General features: G+C 74.7%; 13 protein-coding genes. 8 read left to right on the top strand and 5 right to left on the bottom strand.

Translation table 11 applies throughout. The annotated features are described in order from the left end of the window. Positions 1-8: 8 nt before the first annotated feature. The 3 genes from ACZ6MZ_RS16115 to ACZ6MZ_RS16125 all read right to left on the bottom strand — a co-directional run bounded on the left by ACZ6MZ_RS16115 (position 9) and on the right by ACZ6MZ_RS16125 (position 3,555). Positions 9-1,208 (bottom strand): RICIN domain-containing protein, encoded by a 1,200-nt coding sequence (locus tag ACZ6MZ_RS16115; protein ID WP_469352410.1) that lies wholly within the window; start codon positions 1,206-1,208, stop codon positions 9-11. A 167-nt stretch (positions 1,209-1,375) separates the two neighbouring features. Continuing rightward, complete coding sequence (locus ACZ6MZ_RS16120) at positions 1,376-2,407, bottom strand: C40 family peptidase (RefSeq protein ID WP_469352412.1); 1,032 nt, start codon at positions 2,405-2,407, stop codon at positions 1,376-1,378. Between the two features lie 125 nt (positions 2,408-2,532). After that, complete coding sequence (locus ACZ6MZ_RS16125) at positions 2,533-3,555, bottom strand: hypothetical protein (protein WP_469352414.1); 1,023 nt, start codon at positions 3,553-3,555, stop codon at positions 2,533-2,535. A 124-nt stretch (positions 3,556-3,679) separates the two neighbouring features. Here ACZ6MZ_RS16125 and ACZ6MZ_RS16130 point away from each other — a divergent pair, with 124 nt between their 5' ends. Continuing rightward, the gene (locus ACZ6MZ_RS16130; RefSeq protein ID WP_469352415.1) at positions 3,680-4,387 is read left to right on the top strand and encodes a hypothetical protein; all 708 of its coding nucleotides are present in this window, start codon (positions 3,680-3,682) and stop codon (positions 4,385-4,387) included. A gap of 112 nt (positions 4,388-4,499) precedes the next feature. Here ACZ6MZ_RS16130 and ACZ6MZ_RS16135 read toward each other — a convergent pair whose 3' ends face one another. After that, positions 4,500-5,228, bottom strand: coding sequence for an ABC transporter ATP-binding protein (locus ACZ6MZ_RS16135; RefSeq protein WP_389789200.1), 729 nt, complete (start codon positions 5,226-5,228; stop codon positions 4,500-4,502). Positions 5,229-5,362: 134 nt separating this feature from the next. Between ACZ6MZ_RS16135 and ACZ6MZ_RS16140 the strand changes: the two genes are divergently transcribed. The 4 genes from ACZ6MZ_RS16140 to ACZ6MZ_RS16155 all read left to right on the top strand — a co-directional run bounded on the left by ACZ6MZ_RS16140 (position 5,363) and on the right by ACZ6MZ_RS16155 (position 13,361). Next, on the top strand, positions 5,363-8,734 hold the full coding sequence (locus ACZ6MZ_RS16140; RefSeq protein WP_469352417.1) for an FtsX-like permease family protein: 3,372 nt from the start codon (positions 5,363-5,365) through the stop codon (positions 8,732-8,734). Position 8,735: 1 nt separating this feature from the next. Then, positions 8,736-11,612 (top strand): FtsX-like permease family protein, encoded by a 2,877-nt coding sequence (locus ACZ6MZ_RS16145; RefSeq protein ID WP_469352419.1) that lies wholly within the window; start codon positions 8,736-8,738, stop codon positions 11,610-11,612. Beyond that, complete coding sequence (locus ACZ6MZ_RS16150; protein WP_469352421.1) at positions 11,609-12,745, top strand: ABC transporter ATP-binding protein; 1,137 nt, start codon at positions 11,609-11,611, stop codon at positions 12,743-12,745. Before ACZ6MZ_RS16145 ends, ACZ6MZ_RS16150 begins: the two co-directional genes overlap by 4 nt. 178 nt (positions 12,746-12,923) lie before the next feature. Then, the gene (locus ACZ6MZ_RS16155; protein WP_389789211.1) at positions 12,924-13,361 is read left to right on the top strand and encodes a VOC family protein; all 438 of its coding nucleotides are present in this window, start codon (positions 12,924-12,926) and stop codon (positions 13,359-13,361) included. Between the two features lie 50 nt (positions 13,362-13,411). On the opposite strand, the gene ACZ6MZ_RS16160 is transcribed toward ACZ6MZ_RS16155, so the two are convergent. Continuing rightward, a complete protein-coding gene (locus tag ACZ6MZ_RS16160; protein WP_469352423.1) occupies positions 13,412-13,717 on the bottom strand; it encodes a trypco2 family protein in 306 nt (101 codons plus the stop codon). Between the two features lie 92 nt (positions 13,718-13,809). Between ACZ6MZ_RS16160 and ACZ6MZ_RS16165 the strand changes: the two genes are divergently transcribed. Genes ACZ6MZ_RS16165 through ACZ6MZ_RS16175 form a run of 3 tightly spaced genes read left to right on the top strand, consistent with a single transcriptional unit; the run spans position 13,810 to position 19,921 of the window. Then, entirely contained in the window at positions 13,810-17,454 is a 3,645-nt protein-coding gene (locus ACZ6MZ_RS16165) for a tetratricopeptide repeat protein (protein WP_469352425.1), read from the top strand. An 8-nt stretch (positions 17,455-17,462) separates the two neighbouring features. Continuing rightward, positions 17,463-18,617: a hypothetical protein gene (locus ACZ6MZ_RS16170; protein ID WP_469352427.1), complete on the top strand. Its 1,155-nt coding sequence runs from the start codon at positions 17,463-17,465 to the stop codon at positions 18,615-18,617. Next, positions 18,614-19,921 carry a hypothetical protein gene (locus tag ACZ6MZ_RS16175; RefSeq protein WP_469352428.1) on the top strand — a complete coding sequence of 436 codons (1,308 nt, stop codon included), beginning with the start codon at positions 18,614-18,616 and terminating at the stop codon, positions 19,919-19,921. Before ACZ6MZ_RS16170 ends, ACZ6MZ_RS16175 begins: the two co-directional genes overlap by 4 nt. The last annotated feature ends 47 nt before the right edge of the window (positions 19,922-19,968 follow it).

Here is a 19,968-nt window from a genome sequence, read left to right on the forward strand (position 1 = left end):
CGCCCGGGTCAGGCCGCGGTGAAGCGGAAGGCCTGGCCGGCGGAGCCGGTGCAGGACGACTGGACGGCTTCGGCGCCGTCGGTGGCGGGTGACAGGAAACCGATGCACAGGCCGCTGTGCACGGGGCGCAGCCGGAAGCCTCCGTGGGAGGGCTGCAGGCGGAACTTCTGGTTGTCGGCGTCCGCGCAGTCCCTCGGGGACACCAGGGCGCCCGGGCCGGTCAGGGCCTCGTCGACGTCCAGGCAGCCCCTGTCGTACTCCGGGTGGTGCCACTGGATGCGGTAGATGTCCTCGCCGAGTGCCTCCAGGTAGACACGGGGCACGGCGGCGTCGGCGCACGCGTGCTGGACCGCGATGGGACGGTCCGTGCGTCCGTTGCGCTCCCGGCCCTCCGTCAGGCACAGGGCGGGGTCCGTGGCGGGATGGATACGCGTCCAGCCCGCGGCCGGGGTGCGGGGTGCGTCGGCGGTACGGGGCCGGGTGGCCGCGGTGGGGCCGGCCGGGGCAGGGACGTCCGCGGCGGGCCCGGCGGGTGTGGAGGACGTGGGGCTTTCGGCGTCGCCGGTGGCGGGCGGGGTGCTGGAGGTGCCGGGCGGGGTCGTGGTGGGGGCCGGGGCGCCGGTGGACGGGGCGGCCGGGCGCCCTCCGTCCAGGGCGTCGGTGGAGGAACCGCCGAACGGCCAGAAGGCCAGGGCCAGGACTCCCGCGGCGGCGCACAGTCCGGTCGCGATCAGCGGCTTGTACCGGCGCCGCGGCGGCGTTCCGGTCCCGGGGCCGGAAGGGGCCGGGCCGGTGTGTTCGCCGTGTTCGCCGCGTTCGTCGTCGCCGGCAGGTTCCGCTCCCGGCGGTCTCCGGTCCGTGGCGCCGCTTTCGGACAACGCCGCGTCCGGGGCGGCGGGCGCCGAGGCGGCGGGCGGTTCCGCTCTCTCGCCGGATATGGACAGCCGGCGGCGTACGGTCAGCCACGCGGACACGGTCTCCTCGTCGCAGCCGCAGGCCCGTACGTACGCGGACAGGAGGTTCTCACGGGGCAGTTCGTCGCGGTTGAGTGCCCCGGAGACGGTCGCGCGGGGCAGGACCTGTCCGGCACGGACGGCGTTGCGCTCCAGCTGCCGGTAGCTCAGATCCGCCCAGCGGCGTAACTGCCGCATCAGGGCCACGAACTCCGCGGAGCTGTGCGCCGCTTCCGGGTCGGGTCTTTCTCCCATGACCGCTCCCTCTCCCTCGACCTCGAACTGCCATCGCGGCAGCCTAGCCAGTGGGCGGGAGAGGAGGCAGTACAGATGCTGTCCGGTCATACGGTGCTGCCTCGCCGTCACGCGGTACGGCATGCGGTCGGCACGCCAGGGGTGGAAGGGTGGCTGATCGCGCCGGTTCAGCGCCGGATATGGCGGTACCCGACGACCTGCGAGGGCGGCGGCAGCGGTGCGCTGGTGACGGTGGCACCGGGGCGGGGGGCGTGGATGACCCGGCCGTCGCCGATGTAGAGCCCGACGTGGCCGCCGCCGTTGGACAGTACGAGGTCCCCGGGCACCAGCCCGGCCCGGGTGGTGGCCGTGCCCGCGTGTATCTGGCTGAAGGTGGTGCGCGGCAGCGAGACTCCCCCGGCCTGCCAGGCCCGCATCACGAGCCCCGAGCAGTCGAAGCCCCGCGGGCCCACACCGCCCCAGATGTAGGGCTTGCCCAGCTGCGCCCTGGCGTAGTCGGTGACCGCCCGGGGCGCGGAGGTGGCCCGGTCCGCGGCGGGGGGCGGTGTGCCGCGCGGCGGAGCGGCCGCCCCGGCGGCGGTGGCGGGGGCGGGGACGCGCAGGGTGTCGCCGGCGTAGATGAGGGTGGAGGTGCCCAGTCCGTTGAGCTGCTGCAGGGTCCGGACGCTGGTGCCGTGCCGCTGGGCCAGGGCGAAGAGCGTGTCGCCGGGGCGGAGCACGATCTTCTTGCCGGCCCTGGCCGCCTTGGTGGGCTTTGTTGTGCTCGTGGGCTTCTCGGCCGCCGCGGCCGGGTTCTTCGTGGGCTTGGGCCCGGGCACGGCCGTGGGTGCTTCGGGTGCTTCGCCGTCAGATATCTGAGGGGTCTCTCCGCCGGGCGCCTCGGGGGGCGTCAGTGTGACCGGCGGACGCGCGGGCGGGGACGCCGAGGTCGCCGGCCCGTACACGCCGACGACCGAGCCGACGAGCAGCGAGACGAGGAAGAGCAGGCCCAGAACGGTCGCGGTCCGTGCCCAGCTCACCGGCTTCAGCGCCTGCGTCCACGGGGCCCGCACAGCGTGGCGTGCCCGTGTGGCGAGCGGCTGCTCGCGGACTGCGCCCGCCTTCGTGGCGGGCTGGCGGGTCCGGCGGGTCCGGTCCGTCAGGTGCGTCATCACGTCCTCCTCGGGGGCCTCGGTGGCGGCCCGGTAAGGAGGTTTCATCGGCAGTGTGGTGTCCGGCCAGAGCTTGCGGCGTCTCGGACAGTCCGGGTACGTCCGGGCAGCTCAGAGCCCTGTCCGCCGGCCGGACGGGAGGGGTTGGCCGTCAGGGCGCGGGCCGTGGGGGATCACACGCATCCGTCGGTGACGTCCCAGCAGGTTTCCTCCGGGAAGGGGTCCTGGCTCTGCGCGGGAGATGACGTGGAGGGCTGCGGCGGCGGTTCGTACGCGGTCGGTCCCTGCCCCTGTTCGGGCCAACTCGGCTCGGCGGTAGTGCGCTCGGGCGCGGGAGAGGGCGTGGCCTTGGCCGGGGCCGTGGATGTGGACGTGGAGGGCGTGGTGTGTGGTGCCTTGCTCCGCGCGGGCTTGTCGTCGGGAACGGCCTCGGCGGGCGGGGCACGGTCCGGGGCGGGGCCCGATGTTCCCGACGGCGTGGTCGTGACCGCCGGTTCGCCGGTGGGGGTCAGGTGCGGCTCACCCGTCCCGTCGTCGGGCAGCAGTGTGACTCCTGTGACGGCGGCCGCGAGGAGCAGGAGCACGGCGCCGGCGGTGAGGACGAGGTTTGGTCGTCGGAGGCGGCGCGGGGCCGGCTTCTCCGCCTCCGGTGTGGTGTCCGGTGTGGTGTCCGGTGCGGTGTCGGGTGCGGTGTCGGGTGCGGTGTCGGGTGCGGTGTCCGTGGAGCCCGCGCCGGCGTGGGCCTCGGCCGGGACGCCGTGGGAACCGGTCTCGGGGGCGGACTCGGCCTCGGGTTCGGGGCCGGGATCGGGATCGGCCTCGGCCTCGGGGACGAGGTCCGGGCCCGGGGCAGGGGCCGGATCGGGGGTGGGGCGCTCGCGCTCGACGGCCAGGTTCTTGCGGGCCCGGATCCATGCCTGGACGGCGGGCTCGTCACCGCCGCAGGCCCGGACGAACGCCGCGAGGAGTTCTTCCCTGGGCAGCTCCTGACGGTTCAGTACGCCGGCGAGCGTGGCACGCGGCAGCACCTCCCCCACGGCCTCGGCCCGTTTCTCCAGCTCGCGATAGCTCAGATGCGCCCACTGGCGTAACTGCCGCATCACCGCGACGAACTGCGCGGGAGTATCCGCGTCCCGCGGCTGTGGTGGCCCGCTCTCCACTCCGGGCTCCCGGATTGCTTGTCGGCGATCAGTCATCCCCGGCAGCTTAGGCAAGCGCGGTGGCAGTGGTGACCCGAACCCGCTCACCGCCTGGGCGGGCCCGTACGCCGGCGCACCTGGCCGGCGGTGCGCGGACACCTGCGACTGTGCCGCTGGACAGGTGCGGACACCGCCTCTGACCAGGCCGGACGTCTCCGGACTGTCCGAGCCGCCGCGATCCGTTGCCCCGCGCCGTGAGGAACCGCAACGCTTCTCCCATCGCCCCGCACCGGCCGGTGACGCCCCGTCGAAGACGTCATCGCACCGGTCGCCGGGGCCCCTGCCGCACACCGGTGTCGACGACCGGGGCCGGGCGTCCGCAGGGAACCGCCGAAGGCCGCAGAGCCCGCCCCGGCCCCTCGCGATCACCGCAGCCCTGACGGGGCTGCTGGCGGCGGGCGCCGGCCTGGCCGGGGTCAACGGGGCGTTCACCCACAGCGGTGCCTCCCCCGCCGCCGACACCGTTTCGGTGGCAGCCGCCGAGGCGAAGAACGGGGTGCCGGACTGCATGACCTCCTGGCAGAGGTACCAGCCCCGTAAGACCTTCCTCTGGCAGAAGACCTCCGGCTGGTTCTACGTCAACGACGCGGTCAGGGTGCGTTTCCGCTCGAACGGAGGCGAGTACTACTGGCGGCTCAACAGCCAGTGCAAGCGTGTCGAGGCCTGGAAGGCCGACGTCAGCGAGTACCAGACCCTCGGCAAGGGCCCCGAGACCTATGTGCCCCGGGCCGGCTCCTGGTCCCCGAACACGGAGTACTGCGGCAAGAACAGCAAGGTGAACGTCATCGTCGCCTGCTACCGGGGCGAGAGCAGGACCTGGAAGCCCTGACCCATATAGGGAGCGGCCGGTCCGCCGGACGGAAAGCCGGCGGACCGGGCGCGCGGCAAGACGGCAAGGCGGCAAGGGGGGTGGGGTCGCGCCGTCGGGCCGGCCGGGGCGTTCAGTGTTCGACGACCTCGCCGTCGCTCAGTTCCAGCACCCGGTCGGCCAAGTCGAGGAGCTGGGGGTCGTGCGTGGCGACGAGGGCGGTGACGCCCTCGCCGTGGACCACGGTGCGCAGCAGTTCCATGACGGCGAGGCCGGTCTGGGTGTCCAGCTGGCCGGTCGGTTCGTCCGCGATCAGCAGGGCCGGGCGGTTGGCGAGGGCGCGGGCGATGGCGACGCGCTGCTGCTGGCCGCCGGAGAGTTCGCCGGGGCGCTGTGCCGCGTGGTCGGTGAGGCCCACCAGGGCGAGCAGCAGTGCCACCCGCTCCTCACGGTCGCGCGGTGCGGTCGCGCGCAGGCGCAGCGGTACGCCCACGTTCTCCGCCGCGGTGAGGATGGGGATCAGGCCGAAGGACTGGAAGATGAATCCGATGCGGTCGCGGCGCAGTTCGAGGAGTCCGTTCTCGCTGAGGCCGCTGAGGTCGGTGCCGTCGATGACGACCTGTCCGCGGTCGGGGGAATCGAGCCCGCCGATCAGGTTGAGCAGGGTGGTTTTCCCGGCGCCTGAGCGTCCTTTGAGGGCGACGAGTTCACCGCGTGTGAGGGTGAGGGAGGCGCCGCGCAGTGCGTGGACGGCCGCGGGGCCGCTGCCGTAGGAACGGTGCAGGTTTTCCGCCCTGACCATGGGGGTGGTGGGCGGGCCGCCTGTCGCGGGGGCGGCCTGGGTGGTGTGGTGTTGTGTCATTGGTGGGCCCCCCGTGCGTGATTCGGTCCGGGCCCAGTATGGGCGGGCGCCTCGGGTGTGGGCAACGGCCGTATTCTCTGTGCCGGAGTGCGGATTCTTGTGAGAGATCCGTGGTGTCGGGGGTGGGGGGACGGGTGGCGGGTTTCATATTTCTGCGGGCGGCGGGGCACCGGCTTCTGCTGGCGGCCGCGCTGCTCGCGGTGGTGCTGACCACGTGTGTGCTCGCCTCGCTCACCGCGTTCTCGGGTTCTCTCTCGGATACGGCGCTGCGGGAGACGCTGGGCGGCCGGGGTGCGGCTTCCGCGGCGCTCGTCGTCAGCGCGGACATCGCGCCGGAGCGGCGGGGCGCGGCCCAGGAGGCCGTGGCGCGGGGGGCGCGGCAGGCCTTCGACGGGCTGCCGGTGACTGTGCGGAAGCTGGAGCGTTCGGGGCCGTACGCGCTGCCGGCGTCCCTGCGGGCGTCCGCTCGGGTGTCCGCTGGGGCCGAGGACAAGCCGGATCTGACGCACTTCGCCGCTCTGGACCCCTCCCGGATCACTCTCGTGTCGGGTGAGCTGCCCGGCTCCGGCCCGCCCGCCGCTGATGGTGCTGTGCCTGTCGCCCTGCCCGAGGCCGCCGCCCGGCAGCTGGATCTGGGGCCGGGAGCGCGTGTCGCGCTCACCGACCGGCTGGCCGGGGCGGGGCTGACGGTGCGGATCACCGGTGTGTACCGGGCCACCGACACCACGGATCCGTACTGGCGGCTGGACACGCTCGGCGGCCGTGGGGTCCGTGACGTCGACTTCACCACCTATGGTCCGCTGCTCACGGATCCGTCCGTCCTCGCCTCGGGCCGGGTCTCCCGGGGTGCCACCGCCTGGGTGGCCGCCGCCGACTACCGCACGGTCACCACCGGGCGGATCGGTGCGCTGCGTGCCGCGTCCACGCGGGTGCCGGCGCTGCTGCGCGCGGACCCGGCGCTGGGGGGCGGTGCGGTGGTGGGCACCTCGCTGCCGTCCCTGCTGGAGCGGACCGAGCGGGCGCTGCTGGTGTCCCGGTCCACCCTGCTGATCGTGGCCCTGCAGCTGCTTCTGCTGGCCGGGTACGCGCTGCTGCTGGTGGCGCGGGTTCTCGGTGCGGAGCGGGCGGGTGAGACGGGTCTGCTGCGGGCGCGCGGTGCCTCGCGGCGCCGGCTCGCCGCGCTCGCCGCGGTGGAGGCGCTGCTGCTGGCGGTTCCCGCGGCCCTGTGCGCGCCGCTGCTGTCGGGTCCGCTGACCGGGATGTTCGCGCGGCGCTCCGCGCTCGGTGACGGGGCCGGGCCGCGGCTGGGTGACGTACCGTCCGGGCCGGTGTGGCTGGTCTCGGCGGCGGTCGCGGTCTGCTGTGCGGCGGCGGTCGTCTCGCCCGCGCTGGCCGCGACGGCCGGGAGCGGGATGCGGGGTGGCCGCGGCGCCGCGCTGCCGGTGTCCGCGCGGGCCGGGGCGGATGTCGGGCTGCTGCTGATCGCGGCGGTGGCCTACTGGCAACTGGACCGGCAGACCGGGACGTCGGGCGGTGGGGCGCTCAGCGGTGACCGTGAGGGTGATCTGGGTATCGACCCGCTGCTGGTCACGGCGCCCGCGCTGGCGCTGCTCGCCGGCACGGTGCTCACGCTGCGGCTGCTGCCCCCCGCGGCGCGGCTCGCGGAGCGGCTCGCTTCGCGCGGCCGGGGGCTGCCGGCCGCGCTGGCGGGCTGGCATCTGAGCCGCCGGTCGCTGCGCGGCGCCGGGCCCGTGCTGCTGCTGGTTCTCGCCGTGGCGATGGGCATGCTCGCCATCGGCCAGAGCGCGTCGTGGGACCGGTCCCAGCGCGACCAGGCGGACTTCGCTACGGGGGCGTCGGTACGGGTGGTGGACGGCAGGCCCGCCGGCCCCGGTCAGGCCGGTCTGTACACGTCGTTGCCGGGGGTGCGGCAGGCGGCTCCCGCCCACCGTACGGCCGTGGATCTGTCCGGCGGCCGGACGGCTACGGTCCTCGCGCTGGACACGGCGGGGGCCGGGGAGCGGATGCTGATGCGCGGTGATCTCGCCGATGAGCCGGTGGAGGGGCTGCTGCGGGCGCTCGCACCGCCGAAGGCCCCGTCCGGGGCGGTGGTGGCGCTGCCCGAGGGCACCCGCCGGCTCGCTCTCGATGTGCGGATCACCGAGGAGAGGACGGCTTCGGGCCGGTCCGCGTCCGGGCTCGCGCCGCTGCTCCAGGTCGTGGTCGTGGACCGCTACGGCCTTTCCTACCGGCTCAGCGCCGGGGAGGTGCCCGTCGACGGGCGGGTCCACCGCGTCGTCCTCGACCTCGATGTGACCGGCTCGGGCACGCGCAGTGCCCCTGCCGGGCCGCTCGGGGTGAGCGGGCTGCGGCTCGGCGGGACCGCCCCCGTCAAGGGGCCCGAGCGGCACCGGCTGAGCGTCGAACGGCTTTTGGCGACGGGGCCGGACGGCGCCGGACGGCCGGTGTCCCTCCCCGGCCCGGAGCGCTGGGAGGGCAGCGGGACCATGACGGAGAACGGGCAGGAGCGCGCCCCGGTGGCCCTGCGGCCGGCCGCGTCGAAGACGGCGCCGCTGACGGTCTCGTACACGACGGGGGCCGGATACGAGAGCGGCGACTATCTCGCCGTCCAGCTGGATGTCGCGTCCGCCGCCGTCCGGCCGCGGATCGCGGCCGTCGCCACCGACAGTTTTCTGCGCGCGGCCGGGGCCGAGCCCGGGCAGAGCGTCGATCTGACGCTGGCGGGAGAGCAGCTGCGGGTGACTCTCGTGAAGGCGGTACGGGAGCTGCCGACGTCGGGGAGCCCGGCGGGGGCCGAGGGCGGGGGCACTGCGGACACCACGTCAGGTGCGGGTGTGGTGGCGGACGGTGGTGCGCTGCTCATCGATCTGCGGGCCGTCAACGCGGTGCTGGCCGACCGCGGGAGCGGTGGACTCGCGCCCACCGAGTGGTGGCTGAGCACCGCGCCCGGCGCGGCCGCGGAGGTCGCGTCGGCGCTGCGGGCCCGCCCGGACAGTGAGCCGGGCCAGGTGCTGGTGCGTGCGGAGGCCACGGCCGGCCTGCTGGGTGACCCGCTCGGCGGCGGGCCCCGCTCGGCGCTGATCGCCGTCGCGGTGGCCGCGGCCGCGCTCGCCGCGGTGGGTTTCGCGGTGAGCGCCGCCGGTTCCCTGCGGGAGCAGTCCGCCGAACTCGCCGTCCTGCGTGCCCTGGGGGCCTCCCGCCGGACTCTGGCCCGGCTGGTCGCGGCGAAACAGGGCCTGCTGATCGGGATCGGTCTGCTCGCCGGTGTGGGGCTCGGGGCGCTGCTGACCCGGGCGGTCGTCCCGCTGGTCGTGCTGACCTCGCAGGCCGCCCAGCCCGTCCCCCGGGTCCTGGTGGAACTCCCGGTGTCCCAGGTGGCCCTGTTCCTCGCCGGTGTGGCCGCCGTGCCCCTGCTGATCACCGCGGCCGTCGCCGTCCGGCGCGCCGATCCCGCGCTCTCGCTTCGCCACCAGGGGGAGAACTGAGATGACCCGCCGGCCAGTTGACGTACGGACCGGGCGCACGGAGCGCCCCGGCGGCCCGGAGCGTCGTCCCGGGCGCGCGGAGCGTCCCGGGCACGCGGTCGCGCCGTGGGTGCGGACACGGTTGCGGACCGCCCCCGGGGCGGCCGTCGCCTTCGGTGTGCTCGTGCTGATCACGGCGTTCCTCATGGCCGTGCTGCCGCGGGCCGTCGACGCCTACGAGAGCGAGGGACTGCGGCGGGACATCGGCGGCGCGCCCCCGGGCGCCACCGTGCTGGGGCTGAGCGCGCCCCAGCCGGGGCTGGAGATTCCGCGGTCCGCGCGCGAGGAGGCGATGCGGCCCGCCGCGCTGTCGGCCGTCCACCGCAAGGTGCTGGCGAGCCTGCCGGCACCGGTGCGGGCGGACGCCGCGGAGTCGGCGTACGGGGTACGGACCTCCGAGGCGCTCACCGGCACGGACACCTGGCTGCCGCGTCCCGACGGGATCGGGCCCCGCTTCACGCTGGCCGCGCAGTCGGAGCTCGCCGCCCACGCCGCCGTGCGCGGCGGGCGGCTGCCCGCCGCCGGGGGGCGGGTGACGGCCGAGACGAAGGAGGTGGAGGCCGCCGCGACCACCGCGACCGCCCGCGTGATGCGCCTGCGGGTCGGCTCGGTGATCCGCCTGAGCGGCCCCACCGGGTCCACGGCGCTGTCCGTACGGATCACCGGGATCGTCGAACCACGCCGTCCGCAGGGCGGTTACTGGTCCGCCGAACCGGTCCTGCGCACCCCCGGGCTGGCCGTCCTGCCGTCCGCTCCGCCGCAGTACCGGTGGGAGGCGGGCCTCCTGCTGGCGCCCGGCGCCGCGCCGGCGCTCCTCGGCACCCAGGCGATGCCGGAGAGGTACTGGCGCCTCGCGCCCGACACCACGGGGCTGAGCGCCCAGGACACGCCGGCGCTCCTGCGGGAGGTCACCTCCCTCGAAAGCGGGCCCGGCCTGCTGAGGATGCGTGAGATCGCCGGTGGCACCGCGGTCCTGAGCACCGGGCTGGAGACGGTCCTCGGCTCGCACCTCGCGGCGCGTGCGGCGATCACCCGTATCGTCACCGTCGCGGCCTTCGGGATCGGCGCCGTCGCCGCCGTCGTCCTCGCGATGGCCGGCGCTCTGGTCGCCGCGCGCCGCGCCGGTGAACTCGCCCTGCTGCGCTCGCGCGGCGGCTCCCTGCGCGGCATCGGCGGACGGCTCCTGGCCGAGACCGCCGTGATCGCGCTGCCCGCCGCCGGGGCCGGCCTGCTGCTGGCCCTGCTCGCCGTCGGCGAGGCACGTCTACTGCCGGCCGTGTGGGGTGCGAGCGGCGTGGCGCTGCTCGCCTGCGCCGCGCTGCCGGTACAGGCGGTCCTGCTGCACCGCCGGCCGCGGGCGCACGACGACCGCGACGACCTCGTCCGGGCCAGGCCGGGCAGACGCCGCACCGTCGCCGAACTGACCCTGCTGGCCCTGGCCGTCGCCTCGGTCGTGGCCCTGCGCCGTCGCGGCGCCTCCGGCTCGGGTGACCTGCTGGTGAGCGCCGCCCCGGTCCTCGTCTCCCTGATCGCCGCGCTGGTGCTCGTACGGCTGTATCCGCTGCCGCTGCGATGGGCGGCCCGGCCGGCCGCGCGGCTGCGCGGAGCGATCGGTTTCCTGTCGCTGGCCCGTGCGGGCCGGTCCTCGGCGACGGGGGCGCTGCCGCTGCTGGCGCTGCTCATCGCGCTGACGACGGCGGCGTTCGGCGGGTCCGTGCTGGCGGGGGTCGCGGACGCGCGGGACCGGGCCGCGCTGCTGGCGGTCGGCGCGGACGCGCGGGTCTCCACCGCGGGAGAGGCCACAGCGCTGCCGGCGGACGCGGAACGGGCGGTGCGGAACACGGCAGGGGTGGAGGAGGTGACGGCCGTCCGTATCGAGTGGACGGCGGAACTCGCACCCGACGCGAACCGCACCAACGCCGGCACGGACACGGACGCCGGCACGGACGCCGGTGCCGGTGCCGACGAGCGGAAGCCGCTCACGCTGATCGGTGTGGAGCCCGGGTCGTACAGCCGGCTGGCCCGGCAGCTGGACCTCGGGGCGTTCCCCGCCGGCGCATTGAAGGACACGGGCGGGGTGCTGAACGCGGTCGCCTCCCCCGGTGTCGCCGCGCGGCTGGGCACCGCCCCGCGCCGGATCGCCTCGCCGGCCGGCGAGATCACCGTACGGATCGCCGCCGTACGGCCCCGCACGCCGGCCGCTCCCCGCTCCGAATTCCTGCTGGTCGACCGTGCGGGCCTGGAGCACGCCGGGCCGACGACGCTGCTGGCCACGGGTGAGGCACTGGACGCGCGGGCGCTGCGGGCGGCCGCCCTCGGCGCCGGGCCGGAGCTCGACGTGCGGCTGCGGAGCGAGGAACGGGCGGCGTTGACCGGCTCCCCGCTCCAGTCGGGCGCCGAGCGGATCTATGCCGCCGCCGTCGCGGCCGGCGCGGCCTACGCGGTCATCGCCCTGGTGCTGTCCCTGCTGCAGTCCGCGCCGGAGCGCTCCACGCTGCTGGCCCGGCTGCGCACCATGGGTCTCACGAGGCGCCAGGGCCGTCAGCTGCTCGGCCTGGAGGCGCTGCCCCAGGCGCTGCTCGCCGCCGGGGGCGGCGTTCTCGTCGGCTGGGCCACCATCCGGCTGCTCGCTCCCGGCATCGACCTGGCCCGGCTCGCCGTGGCCGCCGCTCCCGCTCTCGCGCCGGTGCAGGACGTGTCGCTGCGGACCGACATGTGGTCGCTGGCGCTGCCCGCGGCGGGTGTGGTGGTGCTGGCCGGCGCGGTGGCCGCCGGGCAGGCCTGGTGGGCGGGGCGGCGCGGATCGATCACCGAACTCAGAGCAGGAGACACGCGATGACCGATACGACGACCGGCCCGGCAGGCAACCCGGCAGGCGATCCTGTGGCTGGGACTGCGGGCGGAGCGACGGGCGATACGGCGGGCGGGGCGGCGGGTGCGCGGCCGACCCTCGCGGAGCTGGAGCGGCGGGCGGCGGCGAGCCGGGACCGCCCCTCGTACGGGCATGACGCGCTGATCACCTGCGACCGGCTGGTACGGGTCTTCACCACCGACGGGGTGGAGGTGCAGGCCCTCCAGGGGCTGGATCTCACGGTCCAGGAGGGCGAGTTGATGGCGCTGGTCGGGGCGTCCGGCAGCGGCAAGTCGACACTGATGAACATCCTCGCGGGCCTGGACGTCCCCACGGCGGGCGCCGCCAGGACCGCGGGCCGCGATCTGCTCACGATGGACGCGAAGGCCCGGCTGAACTACCGCCGCGAGGTGGTGGGCTTCGTCTGGCAGCAGACATCCCGCAACCTCCTCCCCTACCTGACGGCCTCCCAGAACGTGGCACTGCCGATGCAGTTGCGGGGACGCGGCGGCGGCCGGAAGGGTGCCCGGGCAAAAGCCGAGCGGGCGAAGGAGCTCCTGGCGATGCTCGGCGTCGCCGACTGCGGCGACCGGCGCCCGCACCAGCTGTCCGGCGGCCAGCAGCAGCGCGTCGCAATCGCCGTCGCGCTGGCCAACTCCCCCTCCGTACTGCTCGCCGACGAACCGACCGGCGAGCTGGACTCGGCAACGGGTGAACAGGTCTTCGCGGCGTTCCGCCGGGCCAACGAGGAGCTGGGCACGACGATCGTGATCGTCACACACGACCAGGCGGTCGCGGACGAGGTGCGCCGTACGGTGGCGATCCGTGACGGCCGGACGTCGTCGGAGGTGCTGCGCCGCACGGAGATCGACGCGGAGGGACGGGAGTCGGTGGTGGCCCGGGAGTACGCGATGCTGGACCGGGCCGGACGGCTTCAGCTGCCCGCGGAGTACACGGCGTCCCTGGGCATGGAGCAGCGAGTGATGCTGGAGCTGGAGCAGGACCATATCGGGGTCTGGCCCGACGGCACCGGCGGAAAGAACGCGGGCGGGAAGAGCGCCGGCGGAGAGGGCACGGAAGAAGGGAAGGGCGCGGGCGGGAAGGGCGTGGCGGGGAAGTAGGTCCCGGCCGTCCTGCCGGCCGGCGGGTTCACGCGCCGGACAACGCTTCGCGGGCCCGTACGGGGCTCGTGCGGGGCAGGTACGGCAGGTGCTGACACCGTGCTGCCTTCTGACGTGTTCCCGGCCGGCCGATGAGTTTCGTGCCGCCGCCGGGTCGGAGTTCCTGGAATCGCGCAAGGTGAACGACCTTCAGAAGGGCCCGTCCATGCAGCTCTCCCGTGTCATTGTCAGCCTCCCGGTCGCCGACCGGCGGGCCTCCTTCGCGTTCTACCGTGACGGTCTCGGCCTGGACGCCATCGGCGAGGCAGCGCAGGACGGTGTGCCCGAACCGCTGCAGTTCGCCCTCAACGACGGCCTGCGCCTCATGCTGGTTCCCAGCGGCGGCTTCGGCTGGGTCATCGGCGGCCGCGAGGTGGCGGGCCGCGACCAGAGCGAGTGCGTGTTCAGCCTGCACGCGGACGACGAGGCCGCGGTCGCCGAGCTGATCGAGCGTGCCCACCGCGCGGGGGGCTCCGTCGTCACACCGCCCGGGCCGCAGCCGTGGGGATACGCGGGCGCCTTCTGCGACCCGGACGGCCATGTCTGGATGGTGACCTCGCAGACCCTTCCCGCGTAGCCGTCGGCGGGCGGGGCCTCGCCGGCGGCTACACGGGGCCCGGGCTCCGGTTATTCTCCGCCGACGCTGTAGTGCGAGGTGTCCCGGCCGTGCGGCTTCAGTTCGATCGTGATGCGGTGGGTCGTATCCCGGGACGCGGAGCCGCCCGCTCCCACGGCGATGACACCGATCTGCACGCCGGCCCGGCCCGAGCCCTCTTTGCGTACCTGGACCGCGAACTCCAGGTTCACGCTCTCCACCGAGAAGCGCAGGTCGCTCTCGGCGCCGCTGTGCTGCGCCTGTTCCAGTTCGCGGCGTACCTGGCCGATCACCTCGGCCAGTCCGGCCACCGCCGTGTCGTCGCGCTGCTCGCCCACCGCGTTCCTCCCCCGTGCCCCGAAGGGCAGACCTGGTCCCCCGTCGCGCGACGGGATCCCATTGTCACCGTCTGTGGCTATGGTTGTGCAGTATGACCGAGCCGAGCGGCGCTTCCAACTCTGCTCATAGCAGGGAGAGTTGGCGTTCGCGGCTGTTCCGTACCCAGGTCCGCGGGCCCCGTCCGCCGCTGGGAGCGGGAGTGCTGCTGCCGGGCGGGCTCGTGCTGACCTGTGCCCATGTGGTGCTCCACCGCGCCGTCAGGGACGGCGGCGGGCAGAGCGCCGGCAAGCCCTTCGAGTCGGTGTACATCGACTTCCCCGGTGCTCCGGAGGCCGTTCCCACCCCGCTGCGGGCCCGGGTGATGCAGGAGTACCTGGTCGCGCCCACCCCGAGCTTCGGCGGCGGGGACCTCGCGCTGCTGAAACTCGACCGTGTTCCCCCGGTCCCTCCCGCGACCCTGCACCGGCAGAGCCCGGCCGACAGCGAACACGTCCACACCACCGGCTACCCCGACGACCTGTGGGGCGGCGAGAACATCGCGGCACGGCTCGGCGGCACCGGCGGGCCCGGCATCATCCCCGAGTGGGTACAGCTCGATACGACCCCGGGTCCGCCGTACATCGTGCGGCGCGGCTACAGCGGCAGCGGCGTGGTGCACAACCGTTCGCAGGGGGTGGTCGGCATCGTGGTGCACCAGTACGGCAGGGCGGACGCGCCGCCCACCGGACCCCAGCACGCGTACATGATCCCGACCGAGACGGTGCTGAAACACCTGCCGCTGGAACGGCTCGGCCTGACGGTGAGCGGCGCCCGCGCCGTCTCCCGTGAGATCGCCGTCTCGCCCCGCCAGACCGGCAACCGGGGTGCTCCGGGGCTGCGCCGGTGGCTGGCCCGCTGGCTGGACGAGGCGCCCGGTACCGGTGCGGTGGAGATCGCCTTCGCACGGGAGGGCGATCAGCGGACCATGCCGGCGATCCACTCCGTCCTCACGCTCGCCGACCGTGAGCAGAATCCGCGGCCCTCCTCCGACGCCACCGCCGACGAACCGCGGGCGGGCAGCATCGACCTCGCCATGGACGCCACCAACCACAGCGCCGCCCAGCTGGCCCGGCGCGTGGCGGAACGCGGCGGCCTGGCCCCCTCGGACCCCGCCGGGCTGCTGGAGCTGATCGCCGCCGACAGCCCCCGGCTGGCCGCGGCGTTCCTGTCGGTGGACCGCTCGGCCTCCTCCGACGAGGAGGTCATGGACCTGTTACGGGCCCTGCGCCGGCGGGACCTCAGCCGGCTTCTGCTGGTCTTCCGCGACCCGGAGTCCCCGCTGCTGTCCCTGGTGCGCAGGGACCTGCTGGCGGCGGACTGGGCGCAGGAGCGCGCGGAGCACATCGGGGCGCGGCTGGCCCGGCTCGACGAACTCGAACACCGGTTACGGCAGGTCCCGGCGAGCGGCTCCGGCAGGCCGGGCCCACGGGCCCCGCAGCCCCGGGCCGCCGAACTGCTCGCCGCGCTGGGCTCGCTGCGGGGCTCCGATCCGCGGGCCGGGGCGCCGGCCCTGGCCTACCGGCTGTTCCGGATCGGCATCGAGGCCGAGGAGGCGCTGGGTGAGGCCGAGGCCGCGCAGCGGCGGCTGGCCCGGCCGCACGGGCCCCGCGATTTCGTCGTGGAGCCGCCCGGCGACGGGCTGACCGATCTGCCGCTGGTGGCCGTGCACGATCCGGACGCGCTGGCCGGTCCCGGCGGTGCCCCCGACGAGGACGGCCACGCGCTGGTCCGCGGTGATCTGCTGCACCAGCAGTACCGGGTCGTCGGCCCGCTGGGCCAGGGCAGTTACGGCAAGGTCTATCTGGCCCGCGACCTGCCGCTGCTCAGCCGTCCCGTGGCGCTCAAGGGTGTGCTCGATCCGCGGGATCCGGGGGCCGTCAGCCAGGCGAGGCGGGAGCGGCTGCGGCTGGTCAGCCTCAACCATCCCTCGATCATCCGGGTCATCAACTACGCCCAGCATCCGCGCAGTGCGGCCGAGTTCATCGTGATGGAGTTCGCCGACGGCGCCTCGCTGGAGTGGGTCGCCGCACAGATAGCGGGCAACGAACCGCCCTTCGACGGGTTCCGGGTGCACGAGTTCGTCGTCTCCTACGGGCTGCGGATACTCGACGCGCTGAGCTATCTGCACGAGCGGGAGGAGTTCGTCTACGGCGACATCTCCCTCACCAATGTGCTCCACTGCGGCAACGGCATCAAGCTCATCGACCTGGCCGGCGTGCGGCAGATCGGCTCCCCCGGCCCGGTCACCCACCGCCCGCCGGAGATCGGCGAAGCGGGCGAGATGAGTGTCGCCGGTGACCTCTACGGGGTCGGGGTCGTACTGCGGCAGCTGCTGCGCACGGCGCCGCCGCGCCCCTCCGACCTGGGGTCCGAGTCCCTGGAGCTGGCCCTGTCACGGGCCACGGCGCACGCCCCCAAGGACCGCTACGCCAGCGCCCGGGAAATGGCCGTGCAACTGCGCGGCGTACTGCGGGAACTGCGCTCGCTGCGCCTGGACGAGGAGACCTTCGAACCGTCACCGCTCTTCGGCCCCTCGGCGGCGGCGCTCGACGGCGGACTGGGCACCGCCCCGCCGCTGCACCAGTGGCGCGGCGGCGGCAGCCGCAAGCGGCCGCTGACCGTGCAGGTGCCGGGGGCGGCCGAGGCCGCGGCGGGGCTTCCGGTGCCCAAGCCCGACCGGGACGACCTCAACTGGAAGGAGCTGCAGCGCACCTCGTACGACGACCCGGCCGGCCTGCTCCAGCTCAGCGACGAGTGGCTGGCGTCACCCGAGTTGCATCTGCTGCGCTGCCGCCTCCATCTGGAGCGCGCCCGGGATCCGGCCTCCTCCCGCGGTGACGCGCTGGTCACCGCCGGGCTCGAACTGGAAAGAGCCCGCCGTCATCTGCGGGACCTCGCCGACTTCGACTGGCGCCTGCACTGGCACGAGGGGCTCCTCCATCTCGCGCACGAGCGGCCCTCGGCGGCCCTGGAGGAGTTCAGCAGCGTGTACGCGGCCATCCCCGGCGAGTACGCGCCGAAGCTCGCGCTCGGCTACTGCCACGAGAGACTCGGCAACGAGAACCGGGCGGTGGAGTTCTACCGGGCGGTCTGGCGGCGTAATCACGCCCTGGGCAGTGCCGCGTTCGGGCTGGCCCGTATCCATCTGGCGCAGGGCCGGCCCGATCTGGCCCTCGCCTCGCTGGCCGGTGTGCCCGCCGACTCCCGGCACCGCACCGCGGCCCGCACCGCGATGGTCCGTATCCACGCCGATGTGCCCGCCGACGGTTCGGTGCCGTCGGTCGCCGCCGCGGCCCGCGCGTACACGACGCTGCACCGGCTCACGCGCAGCGAGGGGCTGACCGACCGGCATGCCCGTGAGCGGCTCGCCACGGACCTGCGGGAGCTGCTGCTGTTGATGGTGGAGGCCGCGCCGCAGCGGGGCGCGGGAGACGGCCTGCTGGCCGAGCTGCACCAGGCGCTGCCGCCCGGTATCCGGGCACCGGGCACCGAGGACGAGCTGCGCGAGCAGCTCTCCGAGGGCTACCGCCGGCTCGCCGGGCAGGTGCCGCGGACGGGCGGGGACGACGACCTGTTCGACGCGCTGCTGGACAACGCCAACCGCACCCGGTCCATCGGGCTGCGTCACTGGCGCGGTGAGCGGCGGCCGTGGCCGCTGCCGGGTGCGCGGCCGCGACCCTCCCGGGAGGACGGATGAGGAACATCATGCGCGGCACACTCCTGCGCGGGAGATTCGTGCGCGGGGCGTTCGTGCGCGGGGCCGGGCGTCCGGTGTCCGGGGCGCTCTCGGCACTGTGGCGGTGGGCGGCGGGCCACGCCGGACCGGCCCCGGCCGGGGAGGGCGGCGGCCCGGAGGGTTCGCGGACCATCGCCCGCAAGCCCACCTCACGGTTCCTGCGCGGGCGCATGCTGCTGCTGCCCGTACTCGGGCTGATGGTCCTCCTGCCGGCCAGGACGGCGTACTTCGACGTCCACGACCGTACGGAGAGCCTGCGCGACCGCTACACGCCGGCCCTGGTGTACCTGGCCGACGCGCGGACCGCCCTGCGGCTGGCCCAGGACCAGGCGGAGCGGCGGCTCGGCCAGCCCGTCGAGGTGGGGCTCGGTGAGGAATACCGCTCGCTGTACACGGAGGCTTCGCAGAGCCTGAACCGGGCCGCGCAGACGGGCGCCCTGGACCGGGGCCAGGAGCAGGAACTGCGGGTCGTGTCCGGGCTGGTCGTCGCGTACGGCGACTGGATCGCCTGGGCCGACCGGCGCCAGAACCCGGAGATACTGCGCCGGGCCGGCCTGCGGTACGCCGCTTCGATGCTGAACGGCGCACCGGGCGAGACGACCGCCGTACTCCAGCGCATCAGGGGTCTGGAGCGGCGGCTGGGCCAGGACGCGAGGGAAACGGCCGCGTGGAGCGCGGTGGCGGTGGGGGCGGCGGTGGCGACAGCTCTGGCGGCCGCCCTGTTCGCCGTGGTGGCCGCGGGCACCCTGGTCTATCTCCGCTTCCAGCTGCGCCTGTTCAGTGTGCTGCTGGCACTCGCCGTGGCGCCGGTGCTGCTGGCGCTGGTCCCGCTGGCGGCCGGCGCCGTCATCGAGCAGGGGGCACAGCGGCAGGTGGGCGAGGTGGCGGGCCTGATCGCCCGGGCGGGCGAGGGCGCCGAGGGGGTGACACCGGCGGCGCGCGGCGAGATCAGGAACCGTGCGGCAGAGATGGCCGAGCGGATACGCCGCGCACGCCCGGCGGGCTGGTCCGCGACGGCGGGTGTGGCGCTCTCCGTCGGCACGGCCGGCGCGCTGGCGTGCGGGATCACGCTGTTCCTGTACGGCCGTGAATATCTGGTCCGGGGGAGGTACGCGGAGCTGTGAGCGGCTCGGGAAACGTGGTGAGGACCGTGGTGGGGGTCGTGCTGCGGGTGGTGCTGGCGGGGTGTCTGCTCGCCGTGAGCGCCGTCGTCTCGGGCTGCGGGGGCGGCGGCGGGCGGACCCTGGTCGTTCTCGGCCCCTGGACGGGCGGCGAGGAGAAGCCCTTCTTGAAGGTGCTGGACGCGGTGGGCGAGCGGACCGGCCACCGCTACGTGTACCAGGGCACCCGTTCCCTGCGGGAGACGCTGGTGGCCCAGCTCCAGGCGGGCGCGCCCCCGGACGTGGCCGTGCTGAACAATCTGGGTGATCTCGTCGAGTACGCGCGGGACGGGGCGGCCCGGCCGCTGCCGGAAGGGGTGGCCGGCTCGGCGGTCAAGCCGTGGGCGCCGCGGGTGCAGGTCACGGACGGGTCGGGAGCGACCCGGGAGAACGCGTACTGGGTGCCGGTACGGATCGATCTGAAGAGTCTGGTGTGGAGCCGCTCGCCGCCGCCGGTGACGTCGCCGTCGTGGTGTCTGGGGATGGCGTCGGAGGCCACGTCCGGCTGGCCCGGCACCGACTGGATCGAGGACCTGCTGCTGCAGCGGCGGGGCGCGCAGGTGTACCAGGACTGGGCGACGGGGCGGCTGGCGTGGAGCGGCCCGGAGGTGAGGGGGGCGTGGCAGGAGTGGGCGGATCTGCTGACCCCCGGGTCGGCGGCGGACGCGCTCTCCACGTCTTTCGAGGACATCGGGGGCGGCCGGTACGGGCTCCTCAACCGGGGGACGGTCTGCGGCCAGGAGCACCAGGGTTCGTTCATCCGCCGCCACTACGGCAATGAGGTGCTGCCGTATCCGACGGCGCGTTTCGTGCACGGGAGCGCCGCGCGGCAGACGGCGTTCGAGGTGTCCGGGGACATGGCCGCGGTCTTCAAGGAGAGTGACGACGCCTGGCGGCTGGTGCGGGAACTGACGTCCGAGGAGGCGCGCAGGGACTGGGTGGCCGCGGCGCGGCCGCAGGAGCAGCCGTTGTTCCCGGGCGGGTCCATTGCTGGAACGAGGCCGCCGACTCCCGGTACCCGGACCGTCCAGGCGCTGCTGGACGGCGCGGACCGGATCTGTTTCGACGCGTCGGACGCGATGCCGCCGACGCTGCGGGACGCCTTCAGCCGCGCCGTACTGGAGTTCCTGGCGGCGCCGCACGACAGCGCGAACCTGACGCGGCTGCTGAAGCAGCTGGACAAGGAGAGTGAATTCCAGCGCGAGGACGGCGCGTTCCAGCTGGATGACCTGTGTGACCGTCCCCACGCGGGCGGCGCCGGGGGCTGAGGGGGCGTAGGGCATGATCGGCGGGGACATCAACTGCCCGCCGGAGC

This window comes from Streptomyces sp. NPDC042201 (assembly GCF_055582185.1).